Raw genomic sequence first — 12,967 nt, forward strand, 5'->3', positions numbered from 1 at the left:
TAAATGAAAACCTGCATCGGGAAATTCGCGTTGAATGGTGCTAATAAACTGTCGATTTAAACCAAAATTCATCAATCCCAAAGACACATCTAGCCAGTCAGCCTTTCTCAATCCTTCGACTAAAGCATTATGATGAAATGGCGTAATTTTATGATGATTATCAATCATTAAGCTCACATCGTCTTGCCAATATGAGTGTTGAATTTCAGCTAAATAAGTTTTGGCACGATTAACAGAGGGTGGCAGATAATCTAGGGTGTTATCTGTCCAAATGCCTAAATCATGAAAAGCGACTGCAACAGCACCTTTATTGAGATTGTCTGGTGTTTTGGCGACAAATGCAGCATAAAAATTAAGTACGCGATAACAATGATTTTTATAAGCTGTAAAATCTCCTTTTAGTGAAGATTTGTGAAGCTCTAAAATAATATCTAATAGTTGATGTTGGCGAATAATTTCCATCTTTGTTCCTATTGCCTTTGTACTATACTAAGTCAGTTTATGTTTCTTGAAATTTGTTAATTGCAAAGGAGGCGATATGCGCCTGTTGTCTGCCGTTATTCTTTATATCATGAGTTTTAGCTTGTTTGCTTTTGATTTGCAACAGGTAGTTGCCAATGCCAAAGCAACTGCTTATCAAGTGGCAGGTCAAACGGTTGCACTCAAAACCTTTAGCCCACAAGGAGATGTTGGCTCGGTGGGGCAGGCAAGAGCGCGTTTTGCTGAAGATATGGTGCGAGTGGGCGACAAAAATGTGCGTAATCCTTTTATTGTTAGCTCTTCTTGTAAAAATTATGGTCGTGGTCGTTGGTTAGATACACGCACATGGGCGTATAACTTTAATAATAATTTACCTGTGGGTACTAAGTGCGAATTTAATTTAGTAACAGGGCTAAAGAGTGTGGCAGGTAAGCCCGTTAAAGCCTATCCCTATTATCAGTTTACCGTCGGGGATGTCACCTTTGGTTATGATTATAGTGCGACACAGGGTGTGCGTGTGGTTGATGCGTGGCCATATCATGGCAATAGTATTTTGGATGACCAAGTATTTTTGGTGAAATTAGATAAACCAACCGATCCGCGTTCTTTGCCTAGTCAGGTGTATTGTTTAACCAGTGATTCCCCTGAAAAATTGTATGCCAAATTTTTTACCATTCAAGAAACCCAAGCATGGTTAGCCAAACAAGACCAAGAGCTTAAAGATTGGTGGCGAAAAAATACCAGTCGCGAATATTACGATCAACAAAGCAATCAATATAAAACCAGCACCGTTAAAGAGTGGCGTGCCTTAAGTTGTGGCCGTCGTTTAACAGGTGGTCAACAAGTACGTTTAATTTGGGGTAAACAAGTGGCCACTGCAACAGGCCAAAAACGCACTAGCGACCAAATTTTGGCCTATGATGTCCGTCAGCCCTTTACCGTCAGTTTTAGCTGCCCTCGACAAAGTCCCAAAGCACCATGTGTGCCCTTAACCAATATGGAGTTACGGTTTAGCGAAGTGATTACGGCGGACAAAATTAAAGCGATTCGTTTGCAAGGGAGTAATCAGGTATGGACACCCATGCCCAACAGTGGTGAGGATTTTGAAGACAGCGATTATGTACGTTTTGCTGCACCATTTCCTGCCAATTCTGCGTTTTTATTAAGCTTGCCTTCAGGCATTGAAGATGTTTACAAACGGCCATTAACCAATGCAAAAAATTTTCCTTTACAAGTAAAAACGGGCGGTTATCCACCGTTAGCCAAGTTTGCTGCTGATTTTGGCGTGATTGAAAAAGCAGTGGGAGCTGTGCCGTTAACGATTCGCCAATTAGAGCCAGATATGGCCGCGCAAACTGATGCCAAACTGTATAGTTTTAAAGTGGCGGATGACGATGCCGCTTTTGTTAGTGCTTTAAAAAGTTACCAAAACATTAATAATTATGGTGCTTTAGATAAGCCGCTAATTGCCAAACAAGCTGGTGTTTCTGTACAAGCATTACCACGCAAACTGAGTGCGCGTGATTTTGAAGTGATTGGAATTCCTGTGAACACAGGTTTGTATATTCACGAAGTAGAAAGCCGTTATTTGGGCGAATGGATTAGCCAAAAACAACAACCTGCTTATGTACATACCATGAACTTAGTGACCAATTTAGGCATTCATGTGCAAATGGGCAAAAGTAATAGTTTGGTATGGGTCACTGATTTAGCCAAAGGTCAGCCTGTTGCGAATGCAACGGTGAGTGTTTGGGATTGTTATAACAATAAACAATTGTGGACAGGCCAAACGGGTGAGCAAGGTACGGTTAAAATTGCCAAAGATTTATTTAAATATCCTAAAGATACCGATAATAAAACCAGTTGCCAAAATTCACCGTGGTTGATTATGGCGAAACTGGGAGATGATCGTAGTTTTGCACTCTCTGAATGGACAAACGGCATTGAAACATGGCGTTTTAATTTAAGCAGTGTTGACGATTATTATTATGATGAAGAAAGTGATGAATATTATGGCTCAAGCAAATCCACAGGTGATTTTGTTGCCCATACCGTTTTTGATCGTTCTTTATTGCGTGTTGGTGAAACGGTGCATATGCAACATTTAGTGAGATATGCCAAATTAACAGGTTTAAGTGCGCCCAATAAAAGCACCAATATCAATGAGGTGCTAATTGAGCATTCGGGCAGTGGTGAGCAATATACCGTGAGCACCAAGCTTAGTCCGATTGGTAATGGTGAAAGCACATGGACGATTCCTAAACAAGCCAAACTCGGCGAATACTGCGTTAAATTAAAGAAAAGTGCCGACAACTATTTGCATACAGGCTGTTTTAATGTCTCAGCGTTTAGATTGCCTGTGTTAAAAGCCAATTTGGGCATTGCAAGTCATACGGTAGCCAATAGTAGTAAACAAATTCCCTTACAGTTGCAATTACGCTATTTAAACGGCGGTGGTTATAGCAATGCGCCTGTTACACTTCGTGGGCGCTTAGAGCAGTCTTGGTTATCGTTACCGAATTTTGAGGAATATAGTTTTGATTCTGTGCCAGTCATGGTCAATGACAAAACACAAGACAATCAAGATTTAGAGCAACAAGAATTGGTGTTGGATGACTCAGGCAGTTTAAATGCTTTAACGCCTACATTGCCTGACATTAAGCAAGTGAGTCGTGTGCAGTTAGAAATGGAGTTTAGAGACCCCAGTGGTGAAACACAAACAGTGGGGGCAAGTAGCACCGTTTGGCCAGCCGAAGTCATGGTCGGTTCAAAAGTGGCTTCGTCTTGGGTGGCAAAAAATCAGCCTGTTGAAGTCGATTTTATTAGTGTGAATCAGCAACAACAATTGCAACCCAATACGCCCATTAAAATTCTTGGTCAGATGATTCGTTATGAAAGCCATCGTAAACGTACTTTGGGTGGTTATTATTCTTATGACACCAAAACCATTAAAGAGCCGGTCACGGTCAATTGTGGCAATCAAACCGATGCTCAAGGTCATTTACGTTGTCAGTTTAATTTTGCCAAAGCAGGTGAGTTGGAGTTAACGGCCATCAGCACCGATAAAACAGGCCGTCAGGCAGCAACACGCACCAGTTTATGGATAGCAGGTGAAGATGAGTGGTGGTTTGAGCAAGGCGATGATGATCGTATTGATGTTTTAGCTGACAAAAAAGATTATAAAGTTGGCGATGTTGCGCGATTACAAGTGCGTATGCCATTCCGTGAAGCAACCGCTTTAGTGTCGGTGGTGCGTGATGGCATTTTAGAAAGTTTTGTCACGCCAATTTCGGGTAAAGATTCGGTGATTTCTGTGCCGATTAAGCCAGAATACGCACCTAACGTCTTTATTTCAGCAACCATTGTTCGTGGTCGTAATCAACAAATTCAACCAACTGCGTTAGTGGATTTGGGTAAACCTGCCTTTAAATTGGGGATTGCTGAGTTAAAAGTGGGTTGGGAAGGTTTTCAATTAGGTGTGGATGTCAGTACCGACAAAAGCAGTTATCACCCACGCGAACAAGCACAAGTCACCGTTAAAGTCAGCCCCAGTAAAGGTCGTGATGGTTTGCCCAATGACACCGAAGTGACCTTGGCTGTCGTTGATGAAGCTTTATTGGAACTAGCGAATAATGACTCATGGAATGTGTTGCCGTCGATGATGTTAAGTCGAGCTTATGGTATTGATAATGCAACCAATCAACTACAAGTAGTGGGTAAACGTCACTTTGGTAAAAAAGCCTTACCAACAGGCGGTGGCGGTGGTCGAGGTGGTTCAACACGCGAGTTGTTTGATACCTTGTTGTTGTGGCAAGCCAGTACCCCCGTTGATAGTCAAGGTATGGCACGTTTTAGCGTACCGCTAAATGATTCATTAACCAGTTTTAAATTGGTGGCGATTGCCAGTTCTCGTGAGCAGTTTGGTACAGGCTCAGCCAGCATGAGAAACACCCAAGAGTTGCAAATTCTCAGTGGTTTGCCGAGTGTGGTACGTGATAATGACCGCTATCAAGCCGAATTTACCTTGCGTAATAGCAGTCCTAACCCACAAACGGTGCAAGTGACGATTAATAGTGAGGTATTAAAAGCGCCATATCAACAATCGGTAGTATTGGCTGCGAATGGCACACAAATCATTAATGTGCCTGTGGTGATGACTGAAGGAAGTCAGAATGTCACATGGCAAGTACAGGCACAAAGCGAATTGTATCGTGATGCCTTAAAAGTCAGTCAAAAAGTCTTGCCTGCTGTTCCTATGCAAATTTTAAGTTCGGAATTAAAACAAATTTCAGCCGCAAAAGCATATCAAGGAAACTTGGCAGCATTACCAGCACAAGCTTTAGCAGGAAAAGTGTTGTTGGATGTTCAACCCAATTTGGGGGGAACTTTAGAGCCAGTCAAACAATGGTTTAGAAGTTATCCTTATATTTGTTTAGAACAAAAAACCACTAAAGCAACAGGCTTACAAGATACCAGTTTGTGGGCTGATATTATGGGGGATTTGCCAACTTATTTGGATAAAGACGGTTTAGCCAAGTTTTATCCCAGTGAGGGCGAGTCATCGGGTTCACCTTTCTTAACAGCACATGTGTTACGTGCGGCCAAGGCATTAAATTGGCAAATTCCTGAAGATAGCCGCAATGCCATGTTGGATGGTTTATTGCGTTACGCTGAAGGCAAAGTTAACCAAGAAGTTTATCGTTATTGGATTTATGAGCCACAATTTGATGTGGTTCAACGACACATCGAAGTCGCCAATATCTTGGCACAATATGGTCGTTTTAAACCCAACTTGTTGGATAACATTCGTTTGCAACCGAGCATCTGGCCTAATCATATTTTAATTGATTGGTATGAGTTGTTAAAAAATGCCAATAATGTCCCTAAACGTGCTGAGCGTTTAGCCGAAGTAGAGCGGTTATTAAAAGCCAAATTAGTCCAACAAGGTGGCACTTATATCATTCTTAAACATGATAAAGACCGTTGGTGGTGGTATGACGATGACCAAGTGTTGCAAGCGCGTTTAACCTTAGCGGTGATGGGCGACAAAAATTGGCAAGATGAATTGCCGTTCTTGGTGCGTGGTTTAATTCGTCAACAACAACAAGGCCATTGGCAAGGCACACAAAGTAATTTGTGGGGCGGTTTTGTGCTAAAACGTTTTAATGATAATGCCTTGAGTATTACAGGTAAAACGCTTGCTCAATTAGGCACAGAGCAAGCCAGTACAGCATGGCCAAAAGCCACCGAAGCCAGTCCGCAAACAGTACGTTTTAATGATACCGAAAACAGTGATATGTCTTTTGCGTGGCCAAAACAAAATAGCCAAATCACTGTTAATCATCAAGGTGAGGGCAGTCCGTGGTTGCGGGTATCAAGCGCAGCGCGTATTCCAATTACCAAAGCCGATGAAAAAGGCTATCGTATTTTTAAAGACATCATTCCTATTCAACAAAAAGTCAAAGGTGAGTGGCATGTTGGCGATGTCATGCGCGTCGAGTTGTCATTTACCTCTAGCCAAGAAATGGGTTGGGTGGTCGTTAATGACCCCATTCCTACAGGTGCAGTGTTGTTGGGACGTGGTTTAAAACGTGATAGTGAGTTGTTAAATCGGGGCACAAATGATTGGTGGCCAGTTTATGTGGAATATGCGGCGGATGCTTATCGGGCGTATTATCAATATTTACCATCGAATACTAAATGGCAAAGTGCCTATACCGTACGTCTCAATCAAGCAGGCACGTTTAAGTTACCTGCTACACGAGTTGAGGCGATGTATGCACCTGATGTGTATGGTTTAAGTCCTAATAAAACGATTGAGGTTAAACCGTAACGGATAGCTGGCCAAGGATTGGCTGTCAGCATACTTATAACGGAGAGATGCATTCTAAAAAATCTTTGAATTTTATTGTTTTTATTGTAAGATAGTCCGCCTTGCGCCAGTGGCGAAATTGGTAGACGCGCTGGATTTAGATTCCAGTCCGTGAGGGTGTGGGTTCGAGTCCCTCCTGGCGCACCATATTTACTTCTCCAAAGAAGTCTAAAAGCCTCAGCTTTGAAAAAAGTTTGAGGCTTTTTTGTGTCCGTGAAATAAATAATAATTCGATACATTGCCCAAATTAGCCAATATTTTTGACTGCATAAAAAAAGCCAACACAATGTGTTGGCTTTTTGCACAATAAATAAGCTGTTTATACAGATTTATTTATCTTCATAACGTTGATGTTTAAAGAACACACCGCTGTCACCAAAGGCAGAGACAATCAATGGCGAGGTTAACTCTAATTCACCAATTTTCTTCGCACTGGCACGACGTTGTTGTGCATAACTTAAATTGGTAGATGGAATAATAGAAGTTTTAATTTCCATTGAAGTTGCGTAAACATCATAGAGTTTTGAACCTGCACCTAAAGTCGCTAAGTCATAACGGAAGTCATGTGCTGCCGTAGAAAACTTGGTTTTTACTTCGGGACGTGGCACAAAATAAATTTGTGTGGGGGCTTTAGGCGTCAACACTGGCACACCTTTTTGCGTGATCTCGGCCATATCGTTCATGACCACTAAAGTAGGTTTAGTAGATACCGCAGAGAACAATGCCGTTGTGCCTAAGGTTTCATTAGCTTCTGGTGACACGTAGTTAGATAACTCGTTAGCAAAGAAGTTATGATTTTGTCCTTGACCCGATAAGGTATATAACGCAGAAACGTTTTCTGATGGTTTGCCATCGACTAAGGCTTTCCATGCTAAACCGGGTGCAAAACCACGATCAGAGGGTAAACCTGTTACGGATAAACGTAATAAACCATAGTCAGAGCCTTGGAATAACCCTGTATACCCATTATTGGCAACAGGAATAAACTTCACTTTAGCCATTGCCCCATATGGATGAATCGGCTTTTTGTAACCTGCTGGCGCAACATCGGTACGCGTTTGCACTTTTTTCCACAAGATAGAACTAATTAAACCACCAATATCCACAGGAACTAAATTGGGCATCGTAGTTTTGTACTGAGTACGTTGTGCGCCATTGACCCATAAATGATCGGCTTTGGCTTGAGCAGACCATTTTTCGTAGTCAGCAGGCATATTTAAGCCCCAAGGTTTAAAGGCATTTTCCATACCTACTAAACTAGCCGCTAACTGAGGATGGTGACGTTTAATCACATCAACCATCGTGGTGTTTTCTACCCAAGCATAACCTTCTGGGGTATAAACGGTTGGCGTATAGTCTTTAGTAAAGAAACGGTCGGTCATTAAACGACGAGAAGCATTCAAAATAAAGATTTGGAATGCGGTTTCACCAAAAGCAAAGCCATCAGGACGTACGGTCTCAGCCATCATCCCTACTAAGGTATCAATCTTTTCAATGTCGTTGCTATACACACGTTTTAAGTTGGCTAAAGCGGCTGGTTCTGTGGTTAAGTCTTCAAACTTAGTAATGGGATTTAAGCCAATTTGACGACGGAATTGGTTGTAACGCGGCACACCACGTTCACGATCACGCAAAATATCGGTGGTTGCTAAGTCAATATTACCAACGACAGGAATAGACAAATTACGTAAGAAGTTTGGATAGTTGTTTAAGGTTAACGAACCTGGGTTAGTAATACCAAAGGAATACCATAAACGATCTGGGCTTTCGCTGGTTAACATGGACTCGGCATTACGATCACGAGTGTTTTCGACAGGCACTGACTTGCTCACTACGTTTGAGCCAATATCATAAATATCCACTTTGTCGCGCATTAACGGGTGCATACGATATACCGCAACAAATTCTTCGGTTAAGGTATAAGGCACACCATAATTGTTAGGATTAGCCGAACCAACCAAACCTGCAATCGCGTGGTCTAAAGTGCCACTACCGACTGTACCTGCAATATCGGTATTAGCCCCTAAGAAGGTTTTAAGCCATGAGTCAGTTTTGGCTAAATCTTCATACCATTTACGGGTTTCGGCTTGATATTTGTCACGGCCATTGGCATTACCAATTAACCCCCACCAGTTTGCGTACATCGCACGTTCGGTAACTGGGTTAGCAATCACCGCAGGAGTCCATTCAACGGTGTGAATTTTGGCCATTAAAGCAGAGTTAACTAAACGAGCTTTGTCATATAACCATTGATCGGTAGCATTTGGATACTTTTGTTTTAATGCGGTGGCAATGGCATTATGCTCTTTGGTGAAAATTTGATGGAGCATACTAATCCCCACCCACCAGTTTTCGTTAAAGCCAGTAATCGGTTTGCCACTTAATAACTCAGTTGGTAATGTCCCATCGGCATTAATTTTTAATTTACCATCAACAAAAGAGCGTACTTTGTCATTTTGGGCTTTGCTGCTACCGTATAATTGAGAGCCGTCCCACCAGTGAGTATTGTGGTTACGGTAGGTATTAACCTTGCCTGCATCGGCGGCAGTGCGGCTTGGGTCTGCCTGAGTGCGGCGTACATTTAATGTGCCACTGCCCATGCTATCACCCGCAGGCAATGGCACTTTAATTGGGTTTGTGCTTTGATTTTCGCCGTGGTCAACCCAGTCATGCACCATAAACTGAATCCATGAGGCGGCGATAAAGTTAAGGCTAGGTGCAGGTTTAAACTCACCGCGAGCTAATAAAGTATTACTGACTTCGCGAGGATTAGGGCTTAATAAAGTATTGGCTTCGGTTTCGCCTGCCGTATAAGCAGGGTTCACATTACGACCAAAACGCACATAAGCGGATCCTTCGGCAGGATTGCTTAAAATGTTACACGTCCCATCTTCGGTACGCGCTGTTTTACTGCGTTCATCACAAACAATATTTTTATTGAGTTTGGGGTAATCCTCCAAATCAAACATATTGTTTTTTAATAATTCACTGCGTTCGGCTGCTAAAGTTAGCAAACCAGCAGCGATCCCCAAAGTGCCAAACTTTGTCCAAGCTGGCCATGTCACCCAAATTGCCATTTCTGTGTCCTCATGGTGTTATTTAGGACTAAGTCGTGGTGATTGCACGAAGTCCCCGTGTGGTGTTTCTTTTTTTAGAATTTGAGAGTGGCTGAATTAGTGATAATCATCTTTGGAGCGAGAGTAGAACCATTGACTTAAACACTAAGATCATCTTCAGTCGGCGCGCAGTCTAGCAAACCTGAATTTCTATCGAACTATGCTAAAGGAGGGGGAGTGGGAGGGGAAAATAGTATTTTTTGTAAAAAAATGACATAAAAAAATGTATTTTGACCATAATCAATTCATAAACTTTATGAAAAGTCATAGACAACTACATTTGTTAGACAAACAAGGCTTTTCAGCAAGTGCGGTCAATGGTAGTCTTCACGCCATTGTGTGATGATAAATTAATTAAGCAGAGATAGTTGTCTAGGGCAACATTACTGCAAAAATAGCAGCAAACGTTTTAGTCTAAATAGTTTGATGTTAAAAAAGATGGTCTATTGTACAACGATAGAATCAAACAATTGCCAAGCCTAAACGCCATTATGCTTGTTACCCATTGACGTTTAGCCCTTTTTGTATTGCCTTAAACAGAAAATAAATCTGTGTTGAGCATAATACGTTGTGATTTATGAGGATATAACAACATGACAGCAAATGCCGAAAAGCAAACTCTTCTTCATTGTTTACTCTACTGGGAAAAAAATACGCCAAGTGGAATTTATTTAACCCAGCCATTTGGTAATGGTGTTGTTAAAGATTACACGTGGCAACAAGTGGGTAACGAAGTTAGACGCATTGCTGCCTATATTCAGTCGTTAAATTTACCACCCAAAAGTAATATTGCTTTATTAGGTCGCAACTCAGCCCATTGGATTATGGCTGACTTAGCGATTTGGATGTCTGGTCATGTGACTGTACCGTTATATCCAACCCTAAACGGTGAAACTGCCGAATATATTTTTGAACACAGCGAAGCCAAATTATTAATTGTTGGCAAAATGGATGGCAAGGCTGATGGTTGGAAAGAAATTAAAACCGTCATTCCTCAAGGTTTACCAATTATTGCTGCACCATTGTCTCCACCAGAGTTATCTAGTCAGCCACAATGGGATGATTTAGTTGCTAAAACTGAACCCTTAAAAAATCCAACCATGCCTCAGTTAGACGATATTGCAACCATCGTTTATACCTCTGGCAGTACAGGCAAACCCAAAGGTGTATTACACAGCTTCCGCACCATGATTGTCATTACCAGTGGCATGGAAGAAATCTGGGGCTTCTCTAGCAGCGAACGTATGTTGTCATACTTGCCGTTGGCTCACGTTGCCGAGCGTGCCGCTGTCGAAACCATGTCTTTATACTTCGGTTTCCATATTTTCTTCTCCGAAGGTTTAGAGACCTTCCAAAAAGACTTACAACGCGCCCAACCAACGATTTTCTTCTCTGTACCAAGATTGTGGACGAAGTTCTATTTGGGTGTAAACGAGAAGTTACCGCCTAAAAAGCAAAAAATATTATTCAATATTCCAATCTTAAACAAGATCGTTAAGAAGAAGGTTTTAACTCAGTTAGGCATGAACCACGTACGTGTTGCCTTAACTGGTTCAGCACCGTTACCACCACAAATTATTGAATGGTATCGTAGTTTAGGTTTAGAGTTATTGGACGTATATGGTATGTCCGAAAACTTTGCCTACTCTCATGCTTGTAAGCCAAATGAAGTGCGTGTCGGTTATGTGGGGTCAGTTAATCCGGGTGTGTTACATCGTATTGCTGACAATGGCGAAATTCAGGTAAAAAGCCCAGCACAAATGATTGGCTACTACAAAATGCCTGACAAAATGGCTGAAGAAATGACCGATGATGGTTATTTTAAAACAGGTGACCGTGGTGAAATTGACGAAAAAGGACGTTTACGCATTACAGGTCGTGTTAAAGAGTTGTTTAAAACCAGTAAGGGTAAATATGTTGCACCAGTACCGATTGAAAACAAACTCAACAACCATCCAAAAGTGGAAGTGGTGTGTGTGACAGGTGCAGGTGAGCCTCAACCTTTTGCCTTGTTTATGTTGTCTTTAGATGCAATTAAAGAGTTAGAAAAAGGTGAATTGGATAAAGAAACCTTAACTAATGAAATTAAAGAGTTGTTGAAAAGCGTAAACAGCACGTTAGAAGACCATGAAGTGTTGGATTATGTGGTGATCGTGAAAGATCAGTGGACAATGGAAAATGGCTTCTTAACCCCAACCATGAAAATCAAACGTAATGTCATTGAAGATCGTTACTTAAAACATGGTGAGCAATGGGTTGCCCAAAAACAAAAAGTTATTTGGGAGTAATAGTTTGCATCTTTATTGGTGCTAACTAAGTCGATAAACTAAGAGGCAAACTAGCAATGGTTTGCCTCTTTTTATTGGTGGATAACATGACCGAGTATCGTATTGAGTCGATTGCCTTAAAAAATATTGGTGTATTTGATGATGTGAAAATTGATTTTCCACCCATTGAATCGGCTGAGGCTGACGAAAAAAAGGCAGAAATTCATTTGTTTACAGGGGCTAATGGTTGTGGCAAAAGTACTTTGTTGTATGCGTTGGCAGGAGTTTTTGGGGAGGGAAGTCATTCTTTAATTAAACAACGTGTCAAAGACAATGCTTTTATCAGTGTTAATTGGAATAATCGTTCTTTTAAAATATTAGATAAAAATGATTTTTATGAAGATTTGGAAATAAGTATTAATTATTTGTTGAGAGATTTTTACGTTGGTACATATTCTGGTCGTCGTACTTTAGAAAAATCAACAACTCATAATATTAGCTCCATGGATATTTCTCAGTCGTTATCTTCTAAAAACAATTTATCTTTTACAGGTAATACCGATACTAATCTAATCGCTCAGTGGATTTTAAACAGTTTATCTTCGGCAGCATTGGCAGAGGTTGAAGGTGACAAACAAGCGGCAAAAAACTATCAGTTTGCCGTCAAAAAAATAGAGCAATTTATTTTTGAGATTTGTCAGTTAGACATTAAGTTTAAAGTACAACACTCACCGTTAACTGTAAAAATTAGCTTAAATAATCAAGTATTAGATTTTGACGTATTGCCTGATGGCTTAAAATCAATTATCGGTTTGGTTGCTGATTTAGCTTGGCGTTTGGATCGGCTTTCTTGGGCTGAAAAAAGGAGTATTTTTGACCAAAATATTATTTTATTTTTAGATGAAATTGATATTCATCTACATCCAAAATGGCAGCGTCGAATTTTGCCTGCCATACAAAAATTATTACCCAATGCCCAAATTTTTGCTTCTACCCATTCGCCATTTGTGGTTGGCTCGGTAGAAGATGCGTGGATTTATAAACTTCCCGAACAAGGCAAAAAAAATTCAGAAATTAAAGCAATTAAATCAAACCCCGCCAAAAGTTACGCATTAATTTTGAATGAAATTTTTGATATAAATCAAGATTTTGGTGAAGAAATTGAGCAAGATTTAAATCAGTTTTATCAGTATCGTCAATCTTATATGACGAACAAACAGCCTGCTGATAAA

General features: G+C 40.8%; 5 protein-coding genes and 1 tRNA gene. 4 read left to right on the forward strand and 2 right to left on the reverse strand.

Features of this window, described 5'->3' with window-relative positions; genetic code table 11:
• Positions 1-462 (reverse strand): phosphohydrolase (locus tag Q0212_RS06045; RefSeq protein ID WP_297923587.1); only part of this gene is annotated, 462 nt, incomplete at its 3' end.
• A gap of 76 nt (positions 463-538) precedes the next feature.
• Here Q0212_RS06045 and Q0212_RS06050 point away from each other — a divergent pair.
• The gene (locus Q0212_RS06050) at positions 539-6,313 is read left to right on the forward strand and encodes an MG2 domain-containing protein (protein WP_297923589.1); all 5,775 of its coding nucleotides are present in this window, start codon (positions 539-541) and stop codon (positions 6,311-6,313) included.
• A gap of 103 nt (positions 6,314-6,416) precedes the next feature.
• Positions 6,417-6,499: transfer RNA gene (locus Q0212_RS06055), tRNA-Leu, on the forward strand.
• Positions 6,500-6,681: 182 nt separating this feature from the next.
• Here the strand turns inward: Q0212_RS06055 and Q0212_RS06060 are convergent.
• The gene (locus tag Q0212_RS06060) at positions 6,682-9,429 is read right to left on the reverse strand and encodes a peroxidase family protein (protein ID WP_297923591.1); all 2,748 of its coding nucleotides are present in this window, start codon (positions 9,427-9,429) and stop codon (positions 6,682-6,684) included.
• Positions 9,430-10,061: 632 nt separating this feature from the next.
• Here Q0212_RS06060 and Q0212_RS06065 point away from each other — a divergent pair.
• Positions 10,062-11,756 carry an AMP-binding protein gene (locus tag Q0212_RS06065; protein ID WP_297923593.1) on the forward strand — a complete coding sequence of 565 codons (1,695 nt, stop codon included), beginning with the start codon at positions 10,062-10,064 and terminating at the stop codon, positions 11,754-11,756.
• Between the two features lie 86 nt (positions 11,757-11,842).
• A partial coding sequence (locus tag Q0212_RS06070; RefSeq protein WP_297923595.1) for an AAA family ATPase occupies positions 11,843-12,967 on the forward strand: 1,125 nt, incomplete at its 3' end.

The organism is uncultured Agitococcus sp., assembly GCF_937920075.1.
In the GTDB taxonomy this organism is placed as follows: Bacteria; Pseudomonadota; Gammaproteobacteria; order Pseudomonadales; family Moraxellaceae; genus Agitococcus.